Origin of the sequence: Pannonibacter phragmitetus, from assembly GCF_050510895.1 — a bacterium.
Classification (GTDB): Bacteria; Pseudomonadota; Alphaproteobacteria; order Rhizobiales; family Stappiaceae; genus Pannonibacter; species Pannonibacter phragmitetus_B.
This window is the reverse complement of the sequence record NZ_JBNINT010000001.1, coordinates 959,370-977,942: the sequence shown is the minus strand read 5'-3', so window position 1 is coordinate 977,942 and position 18,573 is coordinate 959,370. Positions and strand designations below refer to the sequence as shown.

At 62.0% G+C, this 18,573-nt stretch carries 16 protein-coding genes and 1 other RNA gene; 5 read left to right on the top strand and 12 right to left on the bottom strand.

Translation table 11 applies throughout. From position 1 onward, the window contains the following. Positions 1-2: 2 nt before the first annotated feature. The 11 genes from ACQB61_RS04575 to ACQB61_RS04525 form a co-directional block, all read right to left on the bottom strand. On the bottom strand, positions 3-1,433 hold the full coding sequence (locus ACQB61_RS04575; RefSeq protein ID WP_430511678.1) for a UDP-N-acetylmuramoylalanyl-D-glutamyl-2,6-diaminopimelate--D-alanyl-D-alanine ligase: 1,431 nt from the start codon (positions 1,431-1,433) through the stop codon (positions 3-5). Continuing rightward, entirely contained in the window at positions 1,430-2,617 is a 1,188-nt protein-coding gene (locus ACQB61_RS04570; protein ID WP_430511677.1) for a UDP-N-acetylmuramoyl-L-alanyl-D-glutamate--2,6-diaminopimelate ligase, read from the bottom strand. Before ACQB61_RS04570 ends, ACQB61_RS04575 begins: the two co-directional genes overlap by 4 nt. Positions 2,618-2,993: 376 nt before the next feature. Further along, on the bottom strand, positions 2,994-3,887 hold the full coding sequence (locus ACQB61_RS04565) for a peptidoglycan D,D-transpeptidase FtsI family protein (RefSeq protein WP_430514292.1): 894 nt from the start codon (positions 3,885-3,887) through the stop codon (positions 2,994-2,996). After that, positions 3,779-4,600, bottom strand: coding sequence for a hypothetical protein (locus ACQB61_RS04560; protein ID WP_430511676.1), 822 nt, complete (start codon positions 4,598-4,600; stop codon positions 3,779-3,781). The genes ACQB61_RS04565 and ACQB61_RS04560 overlap by 109 nt, the downstream gene beginning before the upstream one ends. Before the next feature lie 132 nt (positions 4,601-4,732). Further along, on the bottom strand, positions 4,733-5,110 hold the full coding sequence (gene ftsL / locus ACQB61_RS04555) for a cell division protein FtsL (RefSeq protein WP_430511675.1): 378 nt from the start codon (positions 5,108-5,110) through the stop codon (positions 4,733-4,735). Between the two features lie 3 nt (positions 5,111-5,113). Then, positions 5,114-6,157 carry a 16S rRNA (cytosine(1402)-N(4))-methyltransferase RsmH gene (gene rsmH / locus ACQB61_RS04550; RefSeq protein WP_430511674.1) on the bottom strand — a complete coding sequence of 348 codons (1,044 nt, stop codon included), beginning with the start codon at positions 6,155-6,157 and terminating at the stop codon, positions 5,114-5,116. Then, a complete protein-coding gene (locus ACQB61_RS04545) occupies positions 6,154-6,621 on the bottom strand; it encodes a division/cell wall cluster transcriptional repressor MraZ (RefSeq protein ID WP_430511673.1) in 468 nt (155 codons plus the stop codon). The genes rsmH and ACQB61_RS04545 overlap by 4 nt, the downstream gene beginning before the upstream one ends. A 323-nt stretch (positions 6,622-6,944) precedes the next feature. Next, an RNA gene (rnpB, locus tag ACQB61_RS04540) (RNase P RNA component class A) lies at positions 6,945-7,345 on the bottom strand. Between the two features lie 58 nt (positions 7,346-7,403). Continuing rightward, positions 7,404-10,289, bottom strand: coding sequence for a DUF2339 domain-containing protein (locus ACQB61_RS04535; protein ID WP_430514291.1), 2,886 nt, complete (start codon positions 10,287-10,289; stop codon positions 7,404-7,406). A 146-nt stretch (positions 10,290-10,435) separates the two neighbouring features. Continuing rightward, positions 10,436-11,911, bottom strand: coding sequence for a putative bifunctional diguanylate cyclase/phosphodiesterase (locus tag ACQB61_RS04530; RefSeq protein WP_430511672.1), 1,476 nt, complete (start codon positions 11,909-11,911; stop codon positions 10,436-10,438). Continuing rightward, positions 11,830-12,498: a hypothetical protein gene (locus ACQB61_RS04525; RefSeq protein WP_430511671.1), complete on the bottom strand. Its 669-nt coding sequence runs from the start codon at positions 12,496-12,498 to the stop codon at positions 11,830-11,832. Before ACQB61_RS04525 ends, ACQB61_RS04530 begins: the two co-directional genes overlap by 82 nt. Before the next feature lie 167 nt (positions 12,499-12,665). Between ACQB61_RS04525 and ACQB61_RS04520 the strand changes: the two genes are divergently transcribed. From ACQB61_RS04520 to ACQB61_RS04510, 3 genes are all read left to right on the top strand, one after another. Continuing rightward, positions 12,666-13,418 carry a TerB family tellurite resistance protein gene (locus tag ACQB61_RS04520; RefSeq protein WP_430511670.1) on the top strand — a complete coding sequence of 251 codons (753 nt, stop codon included), beginning with the start codon at positions 12,666-12,668 and terminating at the stop codon, positions 13,416-13,418. Next, positions 13,415-14,173, top strand: coding sequence for an N-acetylmuramoyl-L-alanine amidase (locus ACQB61_RS04515; protein WP_430511669.1), 759 nt, complete (start codon positions 13,415-13,417; stop codon positions 14,171-14,173). The genes ACQB61_RS04520 and ACQB61_RS04515 overlap by 4 nt, the downstream gene beginning before the upstream one ends. A gap of 524 nt (positions 14,174-14,697) precedes the next feature. Next, a complete protein-coding gene (locus ACQB61_RS04510; RefSeq protein ID WP_430514290.1) occupies positions 14,698-15,222 on the top strand; it encodes a lytic transglycosylase domain-containing protein in 525 nt (174 codons plus the stop codon). 67 nt (positions 15,223-15,289) lie between these two features. Here the strand turns inward: ACQB61_RS04510 and ACQB61_RS04505 are convergent, their stop codons facing one another. After that, a complete protein-coding gene (locus ACQB61_RS04505; RefSeq protein ID WP_430511668.1) occupies positions 15,290-15,826 on the bottom strand; it encodes a winged helix DNA-binding protein in 537 nt (178 codons plus the stop codon). Between the two features lie 359 nt (positions 15,827-16,185). On the opposite strand from ACQB61_RS04505, the gene ACQB61_RS04500 reads away from it, so the two are divergent. Both ACQB61_RS04500 and ACQB61_RS04495 read left to right on the top strand, forming a co-directional pair. After that, on the top strand, positions 16,186-17,433 hold the full coding sequence (locus ACQB61_RS04500; protein ID WP_430511667.1) for an NAD(P)/FAD-dependent oxidoreductase: 1,248 nt from the start codon (positions 16,186-16,188) through the stop codon (positions 17,431-17,433). Between the two features lie 79 nt (positions 17,434-17,512). Further along, complete coding sequence (locus ACQB61_RS04495) at positions 17,513-18,493, top strand: TRAP transporter substrate-binding protein (protein WP_430511666.1); 981 nt, start codon at positions 17,513-17,515, stop codon at positions 18,491-18,493. Positions 18,494-18,573 lie beyond the last annotated feature (80 nt).

Here is an 18,573-nt window from a genome sequence, read left to right as displayed (position 1 = left end):
CCTCAGGCCGAAGCCACTTCATCCGCTGCGGGATATTCCTGCTTGAGCGCTTCCACAAGGGGGCCCATTCGGCTCCCGAGGGAACCCTTGATCATGATGATGTCGCCAGGGCGCAGCTCATCCTTGAGGCGCTCGGTCAGCGCTGAGGATTGCTCGGCATAGACGGCGCGCTTCTCGCGCGGCAGCCGCTCCCACAATGCGTGCATCAGCGGGCCCGAGCAATAGACCAGATCTGCTCCGCAGTCTTCGACGGGGCCAATCAAATCGGCATGCAGCTGTTCAGCAGCATCGCCCAGTTCCAGCATATCGCCAAGCACCGCAATCTTGCGGCCCGGCGCTGCAGCCAGCATGCCGCCAAGCACGCTGAGGGCGGCGCGCATGGACGCAGGATTGGCGTTGTAGCTTTCGTCTACCAGCACGGCTTCACCGCCCGGCAGCTTCAGCCGGGTCTGGGCGCCGCGCCCCTTCGGAGCCGAGAGCTCGGCCAAAGCCAGACCGGCCAGCGCCAGATCGGCTCCAAGCTCGCAGACAGCCAGCAGCACCGCGAGACTGTTGCGGACAAGGTGCTTGCCTGGCGCGCCGATCTTGTAGGTGATCTCATGCCCGAGCACCTGCGCCTGAATGGAGGACGACCCGGTCTGCACCGCATAATTCTCCAGAAGCGCGTCGCAGCCCTCGGCCTCACCAAAGGTCTGAATACGCTCCACACCGGCCGTCTTGGCCAGGAACGTCAGCAGGTCAAACTGATCATTGTCCCGGTTCAGGATGGCAAGGCCGCCCGGCTCCAGCCCGAGGAAGATCTCGGCCTTGGCCTGCGCGATCTTTTCAACCGAGCCGAAGAACTCCAGATGTACGGCCTGCACCGTTGTGATGATGGCCGCATGCGGGCGCACCATCTGCACCAGCGGCGTGATTTCGCCGGCATGGTTCATGCCGATTTCAAAGACGCCAAACTCGGTATCTTCCGGCATGCGCGCCAGCGTCAGCGGCACGCCCCAGTGATTGTTGAAGGAAGCTGCCGATGCGTGAACCTTGCCAGAACGGCCAAGGGCGAGGCGCAGCGCCTCCTTGGTGCCGGTCTTGCCGACAGAGCCGGTAACAGCCACGATCCGCGCATGGGTACGGGCCCGGGCGGCGCGTCCGAGATCGCGCAAGGCCTCCAGCGGATCATCCACCACCACGTAGCGGCCGTCCCTGGGCAGATCGACCAGCTTGTGCCTGGCAACCAGCGCCAGTGAGGCACCTGCCTCCAGCGCCTTGGCCACATAGTCATGCCCGTCCAGCCGGTCTCCGACGATGGCGACGAAAGCCTCACCGGGCGTGATGGTACGGCTGTCGATCGAAATGCCGGTGATTTCGGCCTGCGGCTCTCCGCGGGCTTCGCCGTGAGTTGCGGCCAAAAAGGCATCTAGGGTCCAGAGCGGTGCGCTCATGACCGGGCTCCTTGTGCAAGCGCGGTGCGAACCGCATCATGATCCGAGAACGGGAGCACCGTCTTGCCGACGATTTGGCCCGTTTCGTGACCCTTTCCAGCCACACACAGGACATCCCCGCTTTCCAGCATGGAAACGGCCGTTGCAATGGCCTCCGCCCGGTCGCCAATCTCCAGTGCGCCCGGAGCGCCTGCCATGACAGCCTTGCGGATGAGAGCAGGGTCTTCCGTTCGGGGGTTGTCGTCAGTGACGATGACCACATCGGCGCGGCGGCTTGCTGCTTCTCCCATAAGAGGACGCTTGCCCGCATCCCGGTCGCCGCCCGCACCGACAACCACAATGAGCCGTCCCGTGGTGAAGGGGCGCAGAGCGGCCAGCGCATTGTCCACGGCGTCAGGCTTGTGGGCATAATCTACGAAGCAGAGAGCACCATTATCCTTGCGGCCCACCAATTCCAGGCGCCCCGGCGCCCCTTCCAGCGTCTCCAGCGCCCGCATGACAGCCCCCGGCGCCTCGCCTGCGGCAATGGCAAGACCAGCAGCAACAAGCGCGTTGGACACCTGGAAATGACCGGCAAGCGGCAGCGAAACCTTGTACTCACCGCGCGGGGTGTCGATCGTCAGAACCTGGCTGAAACCGCTGAACTGAACATTGCGCAGATGAAGATCCCTGCCCCGCTCGCCGACGGTCAGCACCTGCTGGCCACGTTCTCCGGCAACCGCCAGAACACGGTCCGCCTTGTTCTGTGCAGGATCCACCACCACGGTGCCCCCGGCAGGCAGAAGCTCACGGAAGAGACGCAGCTTGGCCTGCAGGTATTCCTCTTCGGTGGCGTGATAATCCATGTGATCACGGCCAAGATTGGTGAAACCGGCAGCCACCAGCTCCACACCATCCAGACGGTATTGATCAAGCCCGTGGCTCGAAGCTTCCATGGCCGCATGGGTGACACCGGCATCAGCCAGCTTCGCCAGTTCGGCATGCAGGGAAACCGGATCCGGCGTGGTCAGGCCGCCGTAGCTGGTGCCGGAGGCTGTCACTGTCCCAAGCGTGCCAAGGCTGGCTGCATTATGGCCGCAGCGCTGGAAAATCTGCCGGACGAAATAGGCAACGGACGTCTTGCCGCTGGTGCCGGTGACGGCCACCATCGTTTCCGGCTGGCGGCCGTGGAAACGCGCCGCCATCTTCGCAAGAGCCAGACGCGGATCTCGCAGCAACGATCACTGGCGCCGGGACACCGCCATCAGCCTCGATCAGTGCCGCGCCCTCAGCATCCGTCAAGACAGCCGCAGCACCCTGCTCCACAGCCTTTGCTGCAAAGCGTGCACCATGGGCCTGCACTCCGCCGAGCGCAAAAACAAAAAGCCCGGCCCAGCCGCCCGGCTGTCCGAGGTCAGTCCCCCGATCATGAGGGTCTCATCTGGCACGGCGGTGCCTGTGCCCGCCGCAAGTGTTCCTAGCTGCATTGTCTGCCAAATCCGGTAGTGCGCCGTCACAAGCCGGCGCGGAACCCTTTTCAGCTGCGACCCTGATGTTCCGCTCCGGCGCTTTGATTACGTCTCAATAAGATACTTCGAGTGCCTTTGTCCCATCAGTCTGTTTCGGCATGACACCCAGCATCGGAGCTGCGCGGCGGATGATGTTGCCGACCATCGGCGCGGTGTTCATGCCAGCGGTTGCAGGCAGGCCCGGCTTCTCCGGCTTCGGCTCATCCAGCACCACCAGAACCACATACTGCGGGTCATCCATGGGGAAGGCTGAGAGGAAAGAGTTGCGGCGTTTGTTGGAAACATAGCGGCCGTTCTCGACCTTTTCCGCCGTGCCGGTCTTGCCGCCAACGATGTAGCCAGGCACCTCAGCGCGCTTGCCGGACCCGCCCGGCTGAACAACGTTGAGGCGGAACAGGTAACGCATCTTGCGGCTTGTCTCTTCCGAAATTACCTGCTTGCTCAGTGCCTTGGCTGCATTCTCATCCCTCGGCAGGAATGTCGGCGGGATCAGGCGGCCACCATTGACCAGCGCGGCCGCAGCCGTTGCCGTCTGCATCGGCGTCACCGAAATACCGTGCCCGAAGGACGCCGTAATAGCGGCCAGTTCACCCCAGCGGCGGGGCAGCAGCGGAGCTGCATTTTCCGGCAGCTCGTTGGACTGGCGATCCGTCAGACCGAGACGTGTGTAGAATTCACGCTGATAGTCGACGCCTGTCGTCAGCATCATCTTGGCCGTGCCGATATTGGACGAATAGATGAAGACTTCCGGCACCGAGAGGATGCGTCTTTTTCCGTGGAAATCGTTGATCGTACGCCCGCCAGCCCGGATTGGGCGGCTCGCATCGAAGCTGTCGTTCATGCCGACCTTGCCCGAATCGAACGCGCTGGCAAACGTGAAGGTCTTGAAGACGGAGCCCATCTCGAAGACACCACCCGTCGCGCGATTGAGGCGGTCCTTATCCAGGGCCTGTGCGCGGTCGTTCGGATCGTAGTCCGGGTAGGAGGACATGGCGACGACCTCCCCGTATGCACGTCCAGAACGATGCCGACGCCTGCAATCGCGTGGTAGCGCTCGACACCTTTGACCAGCTCATCCCGCACGACAAACTGCACCCGTGAATCGAGTGCCAGTTTCACGGGTTCGAGCGAACGGTCCGTCGCAAAGCCAAGCTTCTGCAACTCGGACAGCCAGGAGTCATCGAGATGCTTCTCGAGGCCAGCAATACCCTGATTGTCGATGTTCACGGAGCCAACGATATGTGACGCCAGCGGCCCGCCCGGATAGAAGCGCTGCTTCTCCCAAAGGAAACCGATACCCGGAATGCCGAGCCGGTGAATGGCCTGCTGCTGGGCGGGAGAGACCTCACGCTTCAGCCAGATGAATCCAGCGCGGCTGTCGAGCCGCTTGCGCATGCTCTCGTTGTTCAGCTCCGGAAAAACACTGCCGATGCCCTCAAGCGCCTCATCCACGTCGATGATCTTGCGCGGTTCGGCGTAAATGGAGGCCGTCTTGATGTCGGTTGCGAGAATTTCGCCATTGCGGTCAACGAGGTCGGGACGGGAGGCTGCAATGGAATCCTGCGCCGAGATGAAAGCCGCATTCGGGGCTTCCTCCATCTGGGCGAGATGCACGAGCCGGGCACCAATCACCGTATAAAGCAGGGCGAAAGCCGCCATCGCAAAATAGATGCGGGTTCTGACGGTGCTGGTGGAAACCGACCCATAGGCAGGACGCGCCGCCGCACGGGCTGGCTGCGCCGGAACTGCAGAAAGGAGGCAGGCTCACTTGCCATTGTCATCGCAGCGCTCCTATCGGATGGAAGAGGTGGAAGCAGGCTCCCCGAGGGCTGCAAAGCCATCAAGCGGAGCCTCGCCGCCAACAGGCGGCAGCATGACGGGCCGCATCGGCAGATCCTGCAGCTGCACGATCTGTTTGCCCGGGTCCATCTCCTGGAGTTTCAGAAAGTCGTTGTAACGCTCGGTCAGCCCCTGCATTCGGGCGGGCTGATTGAGAACGCTCCATTCGGCACGCAGCACGCGGATGGCTTCGTGCTCCTCGTCAATCTTGACCTTGAGCGACGCAACATATTCGGACGTGTGCTCGGCCTTCATCTTCATGTCGTAAACGACACCGGCGCCCGTCAGCACCGCAAGGACACAGATGATATTGAGATAACGGCTCACCATCACTCAGCCTCCAAGTCCCTTGAATTCCGCCAGATGCGGAACGCCAATGGCGTGAATATCCAGATCGCGCGCCGGAGCCTCGGTGCGCCGCCCAGCCCTGAGACGAGCCGAGCGCGCACGCGGATTGGCCTGCGTCTCACTCTCGTCCGGCTCCTGACCACCCTTGACGACCAGCTCGAAGGTTGCCGGCGGCACATCCTCTTCCGGCATATGCCGGGAGCCGCCGCCCCGCGTGCGCGTGCGGTCGGCGAAGAATTTCTTCACGATCCGGTCTTCCAGGCTATGGAAGCTGACGACCACCAGCCGCCCGCCGGGGCGCAGAACCTTTTCCGCCGCCCCCAGCACAGACGCGGCCTGATGCAATTCGCCATTCACATAAATGCGCAGGGCCTGAAACGTGCGCGTTGCCGGGTGGATGTGCATCTTCTTCGGCGAGCGGCCCACGACCTTCTCAATCAGCGCAGCGAGATCGCCGGTGCGGGTGAAGGGCTGTTCCTTGCTCCGCCGCTCAATGGCACGCGCCACCTGCCCTGCCCGCTTCTCTTCGCCCAGAAGACCAATGATCCGGGTCAGATCCCGCGCCGGCAGTGTGTTGACCACATCGGCAGCCGAAGGCCCGGCCTGCTCCATACGCATGTCGAGCGGACCGTCACGCATGAAGGAAAAGCCACGATCTGCTTCATCCAGCTGCATGGAGGAAACGCCCAAGTCCAGCACGACACCATCCACGGCCTCGACGCCGAGTGACGCCAGATGGGTCTCGATATCGGCAAAGCGCCCTGGCACCAGCGTCAGCGCGCCATTCGAAGCTTCCACCAGCGGCTGACCGCCGGCAATGGCATCCGGATCACGATCAACGCCGATGACCTTCGCGCCCGCAGTCAGAAAGGCACGGGAATAACCACCAGCTCCGAAGGTGCCATCCACGACGATCTCACCCGGCTTGACGGACAGCGCCGAAAGAACCCCGTCAAGGAGGACGGGCACGTGGCGGACCAGTCCGCCAGCGCCTTCAGTCTCATGACCTTCTGCGCGACCCGCCGTCATGCCAGTCCTCCTGACGCAGCAGCCGGGTTCAGGCCCGACAGCATCGCAAGCGCGCGCTTCTGGGCCTCTGCGCGATGCTCACGAAAACGCTCTGGTTCCCAGAGCTGAAACTTGTAACCCAGACCCGCAAAGGTGACCTGATCCGTCACACCAGTCTGCTCACGGATCATGTCGCTCAGCACGATGCGGCCATCGGAGTCGATCTTCGGCGTTTCGCTGGCACCGAAGAGCGCGATAGCCAGCGCATCATGATCCGGCGACAGCTTGGCAAAGGCAGCAAGACGCCCTTCGATCTCATTCACCAGCTCATTGCCACCAGCATCAACCGAGGCCGAATGGGGAGAGGCAATGCAGTAAAGGCCCTCGAACCCGTCGCGCGCCAGCACGGCCCGGAACGGCGCAGGGATCGAAACACGCCCCTTCGCATCCAGCCGGTTGGTAAAATGCGACACGAAGCCGGCCATGATCCCCTTTCAACGCGCCATCCTGGCGCCTGCTGCACTGGCAAAGTCTGGAACTTGCAAAACGAAACGAAGCGTCCCGGCACTCACGGGACAGACCCTGAAAACAGCTGCCTTCGAATGGAACCCAAGGCAGCTTCATGGGTTAATATGGGATAACATGGGACAGCATGGGCGTCAATGGAATCGGGCGGATTCCATGACTTGAAGCCCTGTGCAACTGCCCAGTCTTCCACAAACATCAACATGGTTAATAAAATGCTTCCAGCGGCAGAAATGCCCCGGTTTGCGCGCAGGCTGCGCGCTTCTTTCTAAGGAGAGGGAAAGGTGTCAGCCGGCCTGTAAGCCGGGTTCTGTAAGGCACGGAAGCAAGCTTCCATACGTGACGGTCATTCATCTGGGACGCCTGTTGCCAGACGCCTCACGCAACCTACCCGGATGGCTGGCCAGGAAACCAACCCGGACCCGAAGGCCCTGTGCCATCCCTATTCGGTTTTGCTCCCGGTGGGGTTTACCGTGCCGCGTCCGTTACCGTCCGCGCGGTGGGCTCTTACCCCACCCTTTCACCCTTACCCCTTGCCCGAAGGCCGGGGCGGTTTGCTTTCTGTGGCACTTTCCCTGAGGTCGCCCTCGCCGGGCGTTACCCGGCACCGTGTTTCCATGGAGCCCGGACTTTCCTCCCCCGCGGCCTTTCGGCACTTGCGGCAGCGACCGTCCGGCCAGCTGACCGGCTCCCCTTACGGAGGAAACGCCAGCCGGTCAAGGACGCTTCTTGCAAGCCCCTCTCACGCAGAAGGCGGCTTGCGGGCAATCATGCGCTGGTAGAGGTAACCAATGGCGATCAGAACCGCTCCCAACCCGAGGAAGGACAAGGCCCTCAGCACGCCCTGCAGCGAGGACATGTCGAACAGGAATACCTTGACCACCACCAGCGCGACAATGGCGCCGGCCACCTGCCGCAGGCGGAGGCTGTCGCGCCAGAGCCCTGCCACAACACCCGCCACGCCGAGCACCAGCCAAACAATGGAGTAGACGTAGTTTTCCAGTTCGCTGACGGGTTCCATGTTGAGGATCAATGGGCTGAAGGCATGGCGGATCGTGAGATTGACGAAGCAGAAGCCAAGAAGGCCCGCAAACGCTCCCACCAGTACGACATATCCCGCCGGGCGCACCGGACGCGCCGCATAGGCAAGCAGGGCGTAGATCACGAAGGGAACGCCGTAACCGAGTGTGACCCAGTTCAGCACCGGCGTGTAACCCACCGGGGCGCCGGTCCAGAGCGGGTTTTGGCTCACGAGAACCAGCCCGCCTGCAAAGATGCCCAGCACGCTGACGGCCATGGCCGCGCCGGAGAACACCAGATTGCCCCTTGCCCCATCCGTGCCCGGCAGGATTCGGGTCAGGCCCAGAGACACCGATCCGCCGACAATGAGCATCATCGCAGCCGCCTTGAACCGGCTGGCATCGGAGTAGAAGGTGAAGGTGGGATCAATCGCATGCAGCGCCAGCATGGCCAGGGTGATACTGACACCGGCGATGGCCATCGCCTGCAGGATACGGGCCCAAAGGTCATCACGGCTGCGCGTCAGCGCCCAGGCAGCAAAGACCAGTCCGAGTGCCGGAATGCCATAACCGTAGAGCAGCTGGTTGAACACAGGCGTGATGCTGAGCTGCCCGCCCGCGATGAACGGGTCCCACAGCAGGCGGCAGACATAAGGCAGGATCGCGACGGGCGCGAGAACACGCAGACCTTGCACCGGATAGCGCAAGTAGACGAACACGAAGGCAGGAACCAGAAGGCCCAGCGCCGTGGTCAGGAAGCCTCCCTCCAGCACAATGGCAATGGACAGGGCAAGACCGCAGAGCGTTCCAGTGAACCAGGCCGCCACCGCCCCGGCACTGCCCGGATGCGTGTCCGCAATCTCACCACCAGCTTTCGGTCCGCGCACAGCAAAGAGCACGGCAAGCCGGTCGCCCAGGATCAGGAAAGCGGCGGAAAGGGCGAGGCCGGTGACAGCAAACAGTGGCGATGCAGCAAGCCCTTCCACACGCCACCAGGCAGCGGCAAGCAATGCAAGGCTGCCAGCTGCCGCAAGCGAGGCCAGAACGGCACGGGAGGCCGATTTGAGGCTGCCTGCAACACCTGCGGCCAGCAGGATCGCACCGGTCAAAAGCCCCAGCATGCCAAAGCGGGACAGCATTGCCTGCGTTTCGGCAGGCACTGGCGAGACCACTGGACCGAGGGGGCCGACAGCACCCGGATAGGCGCCTAGATCCCTGAGCGGCAGATCAAGGCTGGCGTAGGCAATCACCTGCACCAGCAACGGCACCACGGCAGCATAGCGCACCGCATTGCAGCCGTAGGCAAGCGCCAACGGCGCAGCGGTCAGAAGCAGCGTCTCCAGAACGAAAAGCGAAGCACTGTCTGACAGGCTAACATGGCCAAGGAAGGGAATTGCCAAAGCGCTGAGCGCGGCCGTGGCATACCAATCCAGCTTACTGGATCTGTCAGGCGCAAAGTCATGCAAGCGCCAGACAAAGCCCGCAGCCGTGATGACATAGGCGCCGGCCAGATAAAGGTCGAGCAGCAGCCTGTCTCCGGCATCCGCTGCCATTTCGAAAAGCAGCGCCCAGCCGAAGAGACCTGCGACAGCAAGGCCTGCAAGCCACAGCCAAAGACGCACGCGCCCGACGGCCACCGCAGCAGCCGAGACAGCCAGCACATAAATGACAGCCGGAAGGATCTGCGAGCTGCCGGAAGACACCAGCACGGGCACGGAATAGGCGCCCGCAAGCCCGAGCGCTGCCAGTGCTGGCCCATGCAGAAGGGCGGCAAACATGGTGAGCAGCGAGACGGCGCCAAGCAACACGAAGGCACCTGCCGGACCAATCAGATCGTAAAGCGCATAGGCGGCAAAAACATCCGCAAAGAGCGCCATCGTGCCTGAAGCGGTCAGCACAGCCGGAATATTGGCCGTGGCAAAGCCCGGCAGAGAGAAGGTGTTGGGGCGGCGGCGGGTCCACTCGCCAAGCCCCAGCAGGATCAGGCCCAGCGCCGCGCCAGCCAGAATGCGGGCAAGCGGACCGAGAAGATCGTTTTCGACTGCAAAGCGCACGAGGAACACGGCACCAGCAGCCAGGGCAATACCACCGGTCCAGATAGTCCACTTGCCGCCGATCTGCTGTTCACGCGCCGCAGCTGCCTCTCTGGCGTCTTCGGGCTTCTTCGAGTCATCGGGAGTGGCAGGAGAGCTGCGGCGGGCGGAAGATGTGCGGGCGGCAATGTCGAAGGGCCCTGCAGGGCGTGCGGGCCTGGCAGGCTCCCCGCTCGCGGGCTCATCTGCCGGTGCGCTTTCCTCCTGCGGTCCCGTGGTTTCCGGCTCGTCCGCTTCTACAAAGGAATCATCTGCAGAAGGTTCTTGCGGGACGGCTTCCGGCTGTTCGGGCGCCGCGGACTTCGCATCCGTCTCCGGAGCCCCCTTTACGGCAGCCTCATTCAGCTCAAGACGCCGCTGCAGGCCGGTCACGACCTGCTGCAGGCCTGAAATCTCACGCTTCTGCAGATCAATCTGCCGCTGAAGGCTGCCGGTGGTGCCATAGAGGATGAGCGGCAGGATGAAGCTGACGAACAGGAAGACCAGCCCAAAGCCGATCAGCAGCGTGAATTCCATATCCAAGGGTTCGTCTCCGCCGGTCTGCAGATGCACAAAGTCAGCCTGCATCCTGACGCAGGCTGATCAAATTACCTAGTCTCATGTGCAAAGCTGACCTGTGACTTGTGCCACAACATGGAGCTTTCAGAGGACAGAGGCCGCTCTCAGGCCATCTGCCCTGCAGACTCTCCGGCAGCGGCCTCTTCCGGAAGGGTGCGCTCGTCGATCACTTCCGGGCCTTTTACTGCACCGGGGCGGCCGAAGAGATAGCCCTGCACCAGATCGCAGCCGGCTGCGCGCAGCAGTACCACCTGATCCTGGTTCTCGACGCCCTCTGCGGTGATCAGCACATCGAGCGAACGGCCAAGACCAATGATCGACGTGACAACTGCGTCGGTGCCTGCATCCTTGCCGAGGTTCTTGATGAAGCTGCGGTCGATCTTGATCTTGTTAAACGGGAAGCGGTTCAAATAGCTCAAAGAAGAATAGCCAGTGCCGAAATCATCCATGGCGATGGTTACGCCCATGGCACTGATGGCTTCCAGCGTCTCAACCACCGCATCCGTGTCTGCAATCAGCAGGCTTTCCGTAATCTCGATCTCAAGCCGCTTCGGATCAAGGCCGGATTCCTCAAGTGCCCTGGCCACCTTGCGCTGCGTTTCACCAGCCTTGAACTGGGCCGGAGAGAAGTTGACGGCAACGCGCAAAGTCTTGTCATGCCACTCTGCGGCCTCACGGCAGGCACGGCGCAGCACCCAGTCGCCGATGTCCTCAATGAGGCCAGTGTCTTCGGCCACCGAGATGAACACATCCGGCGCGATAGTGCCCTTGGTCGGATGCTCCCAGCGGATCAGAGCTTCGTAGCCCTTCAGCGTGTTGTCATGCAGCGAGAACTGCGGCTGGTAGAGAAGGTCGAACTGATCGTATTTCAGCGCCTTGATCAGTCCGGCCTCCACTTCCTTGCGGCGCTGCGCTTCCGCGTCCATTTCCGGCTGATACCAGAAGAAGGTGGAGCGGCCGGAGTGCTTGGCCCGGTACAAAGCCAGATCGGCACAATGCAGCAAGCGCGAGGAGCGCCAGTTGCCGTCATTCGCCCGCGCGATGCCCATGGACAGGGAAATCTGCAACTCGACACCATCAATGACGCAGGGCGGCTTGGTGGCCGCAATCATGTCACTGGCGAGTTTCGTAATCCGCGCCACATCGGAAATGGATGTCACCATCACCGCGAACTCGTCTCCCGACAGGCGCGCAACCAGATGCTCACCGAAGACAGCCCGCAGCCGGTCGGCAATCACCTGCAGGAAAATATCGCCCGTGCCGTGGCCATGGGTGTCATTGACCGACTTGAACTTGTCCACATCGATCAGGATCACAGCCATGTTGCTGGCCTTGGCGTGGGTCACGCGCAGAGCTTCCGTCAGCTTGGCGCTGAACAGCGCACGGTTCGGCAACGACGTCAGCGGATCGTGGTGGGCGAGAAACTCCATGTTACGGCTGATTCGCACCACATCCCGGTAGCGGAACCAGAGCAGGAGGGCAGCCGCACCGGCAGAGCTCACCGTGAGAAGCGCAAGCAGCACAGTTGCCAGAAGCACAGTCCGGTTCGCCCCGGAAACCACGGGGGCAATATCAAGCACCAGAAGATCTGCGGCAATGACAGTACTTCCATCTGCAACCGGAACCGTGACAAGCGCCGCATCCCGGGCTGCCCCCACCAGGTGTAGAACACCGTGACACGCGGCTCGCCGCTTGTCTGGGCCAGCACCAAAGCATGACGGATGGCACTGCTGCCAACACCTGCCTCAATGATGGCTTCCGGCATCTCCTTGGGCAGGATGCTCCCGGTCTCATCCTGCAGTGGCACCCTTGCGTGGGCACGCATGGCTGAAGAGCCCAGATCCGCTGTCACCGCATCGGCAAAACGGGTCAGTTCGAAGATGTGCAGGGAGCCGTTGTCAACGCCTGCAATTTGCGGCACGAAACTCTGGCTGAAGCTGCGCAGACGCAGAATGGCGCTGGAAAGATCTTCCGGCTCACGCCCCTGCCGCGTATCCAGACGCAGATCTGATTCGGTCCAATTGCGCAGGGAGCCTTCCAAGGCATCTCCGACCAGCCAGCTGGACAGCAACCGGTTGCTGGCAAAGATCCCCAGGGACAGCGCAAACACGACAGCAAGCATAGCGGCTGCGGCCATCAATTTCTGGCGGCTGATCGTGCTTTTCATAGCTGTCTGGACTACCCTGTTTACCAATGTCCCGGGAGCACCATACGCGGATGATGGTTTAGCTCAGGTGAATGGAATTCTGCCCTTGCGTTATTTTGGGAGGTCTGCCCCGCTAGGGCTTGCGCCCCTGGTCCCGGTGCCTGTACTCGGGTGGCGAAGAAGCAGCGGTGCCCGTCTTCGGCCAGACGGACACCCCGATACCGGAGCCTGACGCGGTGAACATCTGGTCCAGCATTGGCGCCATCGTCACAGCTATCGGCTCGGCCATTGGTTCAGGCAGCGCCCAGCTGATCGACCGGCTGGTGCAGCTCGTCCTTGCCCGGCCGGAAGGGACATGCACGGTGGGTTTCACCGTCGCCATGATTGCCCTGTCTGCGAAGATGGCCAAGGCAGACGGCGTGGTAACGACTGACGAAGTCCTCGCTTTCCGCAACCTGTTCGAGGTCCCTGAAGGCGAAGAGCGCAATGTCGCACGCCTGTTTGATCTCGCCAAACAGGACATTGTCGGCTTCGATACCTATGCCAAGAAACTGGCGGACCTCTTTCCCTATGACCGCAAGACCCTCTTCGACATTCTCGACGGCCTGTTCTTCATCGCCAAGGCCGACGGGCTGATCCACACGCAGGAGCTTGAGTTCCTGCGCGAGGTGGCGCGGATCTTCGGTCTCGATGAGCGGGAGTTCAACAAGGTGGTTGCCCGCCATGTGCGTGACCGCAACGACCCCTATGCGGTTCTGGGCATCCAGCCGGATGCATCAAATGAGGACGTGAAGGCGCATTACCGCCGCGAGGTTCGGGAAACGCACCCCGACGTGCTGATTGCCCGCGGTGTGCCCCAGGAATTCGTCCGTATAGCCAATGACCGTATGGCCGCCCTCAATGCGGCCTATGCCAAGATCAGTTCGGAGCGTGGCCTGTGAGTGTGAAGCCTGACTGCGGCGTGACCGCAAGAGTGCACCCCTCCCCCAATCACAACGAGCGGCGCGAGGATGCGCCCATCGACATGATCGTCCTTCATTACACGGGCATGAAGACGGCTGATGAAGCCTTGCAGCGCCTGTGCGACACACGGGCGGAGGTCTCCACCCATTATTTCGTCCATGAGGATGGCCGGATCCTGCAATGCGTTCCGGAAGCCCGGCGTGCCTGGCATGCCGGCAAGTCGTTCTGGAAAGGGGAAACGGACATCAACTCCCGCTCCATCGGCATTGAGATTGTCAATCCCGGCCACGAGTGGGGCTACCGTCCCTTCCCCGAAGCACAGATCGAAGCGGTTCTGCACCTGTGTCAGGACATCATGCTGCGCCACCAGATGAAGCCCTGGCGCGTGCTCGCGCATTCCGATGTCGCCCCCACCCGCAAGGAAGATCCGGGCGAGCTGTTTCCATGGAACATTCTGGCCGCTGGCGGCGTTGCCCATCATGTAGAGCCGGTCCCCGTGACCAGCGGCCGGTTCTTCCAGGAGGGAGAAAGCGGTCAGCCGATCGAGGCGCTGCAGTCGATGCTGGCGATCTATGGCTATGACGTGCCGGTGCAAGGTGAGTTCGATGCCCGCACGAAGGCCGCCGTCACCGCGTTCCAGCGCCATTTCCGCCCCGAACGGGTGGATGGCATTGCCGACGCTTCGACCATCGCCACGCTGCACAAGCTGCTGACGGCCCTGCCCGAACTGTAATGCCGCATTGGCGCGGGAATGACTTGGCCGGAGCGAGGCGGCGCCAACAGGCGGGGAACGCCATTGTGCATGGCAACATCCGGGGCAAATCCAGAGATAAAGACGGGCGCTTTGATGGCTGAACGCTTCTCACCAAACAAGCGCCCCGGTTTCGCCAAGATCTGCGTGATTTACCTATAAAACGCTTAAATATTTAACGAGCTACCCTTAATTTCCGTAACATTTCGTGATGGTAGCGGGCCGATTTTGGCCCAAGCTGGCGGTCATTTCTCCCCCATCGAACCGCGGCAAGCCGCATTGACCTTAGCCGCGGGCAGCCCCGGAAGACATTCACGGAGCCACATCACATGACCCAGACGCGCACCTCCCTGCGCCGGGCACTCTATTGCCTTTTCTCTGTCGCGCTTACCCTGACCATGATGTCCGGCGAAAGCCATGCCAAAAGCCGTTCAAGTCAGGAGACAGCCTCCGAAGATGTGAAGCCCGAGATGCGCGAGGTGCTGGTCAATGTGGGCGGGCGGCTGATGCCAGCCCTGCGGCCCGTCAGTGACGAAACACCGGGCGGCCTGATCGTGACGCGGACGAAGGCAGACAGCACAGGAACGGAAAGCGCCAGAAAAAGTACCAAGACGGACACCGCAAGCAAGGCAGATGATGACGGCACTGCCGCCGGTCACAGCTCCTACGATCATCTGATCGAAGCCGCCGCCAAGCGCCATGGCGTACCGCTGGAACTGGCTCATGCCGTCATCCGGGTGGAAAGCAACTACAACGCCCGCGCCAGGGGCCGCCATGGGGAAATCGGCCTCATGCAGATCAAGCCCGCCACCGCACGTGGTCTCGGCTTCCGCGGCAAGACGTCGGCGCTCTATGATCCTGCAACCAACCTTGAATGGGGGATGCGCTATCTGGCCGGTGCCCAGGCCCGTGCTGGTGGTGACACCTGCGGCACGATCCTTCGCTACAACGCCGGTCACTTTGCCACCCGGATGAATGCCCGCAGCCGCCAGTATTGCGGACAGGTGAAGCAGATCATCGCTTCGCTGTAATCAGTCAGCTTGAAAAACAGGCGGCCGGCCGGAGACCAAAATCCCCGGCCGGCCGTGGCTGCATTCACTACATGGCCGCAGCTGCCCGTGCCGCCTGATCGTAGGAACCGGAGACAGAGCGCAGGATAGCCGCAAGGCGCGACAGTTCCTTCTCGTCAAAACCGATGGCTTTCACCGGCTGCACCAGCAGCGCCTCGCGCAGGCGGCGGTATTCGAGGCAGGCCTTCTCGCCTTTTGGCGTGATGGCAACCGTCTTCTCCTTGCCCCGGCGTCCTGAAACGATCAGCTTGGCGGCCTCAAGCTTCTTCAGCGCATAGGACACCGTATAGGTATCCTCAATGTTCAGCACGAGGCAGAGATCGGCCAGCGTCTTCGCCCTCCCCCGGTGATTGATCGAGTGCAGCACCTGCACATCCAGCGGGCTCATGCCCGGGACACCGGCAGCCGCCATGCAGCGGACCATCCAGCGGTAGTAGGCGTTGATCATCATCGTCACGCCGAACTCCACCTCCGACAGCGACGGCATTGCGCCAGAAGCAAGATGCGCGGCGGATACGACCGGACCAATAGGAGCCAGTTCCTGCGGTTCTTCTTTTTCTGTCATTGGTCCAGCACATCTCCCCGGTGCGAAATCCCAAATCAATCGTAGCTGCAAACTACCTGACAGATACGCCCCCCAGCAACAGGCCCAAAGTCGGTCGCTCGCGCAGATCCAATACGCACCTGCTGTTTTAAGGGGCATTTTGCCGTCCCGAATAATGCACCAGCATGAAAAGACCCTGCATTCCGGCGCATTCACTGCAGATATTATGCACGCAAATTCGTCAGGACAGCACCCGCCTAAACGGCCATGATTTATTGACATTTTGTAGGCGTCAATTAACGTCCCGGTTTGGTTTTGTGAGTTGGGAGGCTTCGAGGCATGACAGGAAGATCAAGCAGGCCCTCTGGGGCCCTTGCGGCATGAGTGCTTCCGGCCCAATTGCCGTCATCGGCGCCGGCATTGCCGGAGTATCGACAGCCATTTGGCTGGCCCGCTCAGGTGCCAATGTCATCCTGATCGACCGGCAGGAGCCCGGCGAGGCGACCTCCTTCGGCAACGGCGGCGTGCTTGCCGCCTGCGCTATCGTGCCGGTGACGGTGCCGGGCCTTATGCGCAAGGCGCCAGGAATGCTGATGGACCCGGACAGTCCCCTCTTCCTGCGCTGGTCCTACCTCCCGAAGCTCCTGCCTTTCCTCACCCGATATCTTTCCAACTGCCGGGCTGACCGGGTGGAGGCAATTTCGCGTGGTCTGGCGCTGCTCAATGCTGACAGCCTTGCCCAGCATCAGGCGCTGGCTGGCGGCACAGAGGCCGAACGCTGGCTGGTACCTTCCGACTATGTCTTCCGCTATCCGGACCGTGCCGCCTTCGAGGGCGACAGCTTCGGCTGGAACCTACGCAGGCAAGCCGGCTTCGAGTGGGATGAGATCGAAGGCGCAGCCCTTACGGAATATGATCCGCTGTTCAGCCCGAAGAACAGCTTTGCGGTGCGCCTGAAGAACCACGGACGGATCTCCGATCCAGGCCGCTATGTTAAGGCCCTTGCCGGCCATCTCCTCTCCCTTGGCGGAGCGTTCCGCAGGGCTGAGATCCACGACTTCCGTATTGGGCCGGGCGGGCTGGAAGGCCTTGAGACAAGCGGCGGCTTCATTGCCTGCAGCAAGGCAGTTCTGGCCACTGGCGTCTGGTCGAAGCCACTGATGGCGAAGCTGGGCCTGTCCGTGCCGCTGGAAAGCGAACGCGGCTATCACATTGAACTCATCGAGCCCAGCGCCATGCCTGCGGCTCCAACCATGATGACGGCGGGCAAGTTTGTGGTCACGCCAATGGAGGGCCGCATCCGGCTGGCGGGCATTGTCGAGTTCGGCGGGCTCGATGCAGGACCCAGCGAAGCGCCGTTCGCACTGCTGGAGCGGCAGGCACGTGCAGCCATGCCCGGCCTGACCTGGCGCGAGACCAGCCGGTGGATGGGCCACCGCCCAGCCCCCTCCGACAGCCTGCCGCTGATCGGCGAAGTGCCTGGATGCCGTGACGTGATCGCCGCTTTCGGACATCATCACATTGGCCTGACGGCAGGCCCCAAGACAGGCCGCTTCGTTTCCGGCATGCTCACAGGCCAGAAGACAAACGCTGATCTTTCCGCATTCAATCCCTCGCGCTTTGCCTGAAGGGCGATGGCGCGAGGCAGAATAAAAACCAACCGGCACGGAAAATAAAACCGGAGCCAGAACCTGAGGGGAATTGACGATGAGACATATGATGAAGACCACGATTCTGGCCAGCGTCTGCAGCGCAGCGCTTGCTCAGGCAGCCATGGCTGAGAAGTGGGATATGCCGCTCGCCTATCCGGCAAGCAACTATCATACGGAAAATGTCGTCGAGTTCGCTGCCTGCGTGAAGGAAGCCACTGGCGGTGAAATCGACATCGTGGCCCACCCGAATGGTTCGCTCTTCGGTGGCGCCGATATCAAGCGTGCTGTCCAGACCGGTCAGGTGCCGATCGGCGAGCGCCTGCTTTCTGCCCATGCCAACGAGAACCCGCTGTTCGGCGTGGACAGCATCCCCTTCCTCGCAACCTCCTTTGAAGAGAGCGACAAGCTGTGGGACGCAGCAGGCCCGGCCGTCGCCGAAGCGCTGGACGAGCAGAACCTCGTTCTGATCTACACTGTGCCGTGGCCGCCGCAGGGCCTCTATTTCAAGAAGGAAGTGAACTCGGGTGCCGACATGAAGGGCACCAAGTTCCGCGCCTATAACGCCGCAACATCAAAGATCGCAGAACTGACCGGCATGGCCGCCGTGCAGATCGAGGCAGCCGAAGTGCCGCAGGCCTTCGCTACCGGTGTGACCGAGTCCATGATGTCCTCCGGCGCCACCGGCTTTGACAGCAAGCTCTGGGAAAGCGGCGTCACCAACTTCTACGAAGTAAACGCCTGGCTGCCGCGCAACGCCGTCCTGGTCAACAAGGACAGCTACGCAGCTCTGACCGACGCCCAGAAGGCCGCTTTCACCGATTGCGGCAAGAAGGCTGAAGCTGCAGGCCTCGAAAAGGCCATTGGCTACACCACCAAGACGCTGGAGGGCCTTGCTGCCAACGGCGTGAAGGTGGCACCGCCCTCCGATCAGCTGAAGTCGGATCTGCAGGCCGTGGGCGAAACCATGACCAGCGACTGGCTGGCTGCCGCCGGCGACAAGGGCAAGGCCGTCATTGACGCCTACAAGGCCAAGTAATCCTTGAAGCGGGCCTGTCCGGAGATATCCGGGCAGGCCCATTCCCCCGCCTGTCCGGGGATAACGGACAGGCCCATTCC

Excerpts from the sequence above, each read along its gene's own strand:
- ACQB61_RS04505 (WP_430511668.1), bottom strand. The coding sequence starts at position 15,826 with ATGACAGAAAAAGAAGAACCGCAGGAACTGGCTCCTATTGGTCCGGTC.
- ACQB61_RS04560 (WP_430511676.1), bottom strand. The coding sequence starts at position 4,600 with ATGGCGGCTTTCGCCCTGCTTTATACGGTGATTGGTGCCCGGCTCGTG.
- ACQB61_RS04500 (WP_430511667.1), top strand. The coding sequence starts at position 16,186 with ATGAGTGCTTCCGGCCCAATTGCCGTCATCGGCGCCGGCATTGCCGGA.
- ftsL (WP_430511675.1), bottom strand. The coding sequence starts at position 5,110 with ATGGTGAGCCGTTATCTCAATATCATCTGTGTCCTTGCGGTGCTGACG.
- ACQB61_RS04495 (WP_430511666.1), top strand. The coding sequence starts at position 17,513 with ATGAGACATATGATGAAGACCACGATTCTGGCCAGCGTCTGCAGCGCA.
- ACQB61_RS04535 (WP_430514291.1), bottom strand. The coding sequence starts at position 10,289 with ATGGAATTCACGCTGCTGATCGGCTTTGGGCTGGTCTTCCTGTTCGTC.
- ACQB61_RS04510 (WP_430514290.1), top strand. The coding sequence starts at position 14,698 with ATGCCAGCCCTGCGGCCCGTCAGTGACGAAACACCGGGCGGCCTGATC.
- ACQB61_RS04545 (WP_430511673.1), bottom strand. The coding sequence starts at position 6,621 with ATGGCCGGCTTCGTGTCGCATTTTACCAACCGGCTGGATGCGAAGGGG.
- ACQB61_RS04570 (WP_430511677.1), bottom strand. The coding sequence starts at position 2,617 with ATGGCGGCGCGTTTCCACGGCCGCCAGCCGGAAACGATGGTGGCCGTC.
- rsmH (WP_430511674.1), bottom strand. The coding sequence starts at position 6,157 with ATGACGGCGGGTCGCGCAGAAGGTCATGAGACTGAAGGCGCTGGCGGA.
- ACQB61_RS04525 (WP_430511671.1), bottom strand. The coding sequence starts at position 12,498 with ATGAAAAGCACGATCAGCCGCCAGAAATTGATGGCCGCAGCCGCTATG.
- ACQB61_RS04575 (WP_430511678.1), bottom strand. The coding sequence starts at position 1,433 with ATGAGCGCACCGCTCTGGACCCTAGATGCCTTTTTGGCCGCAACTCAC.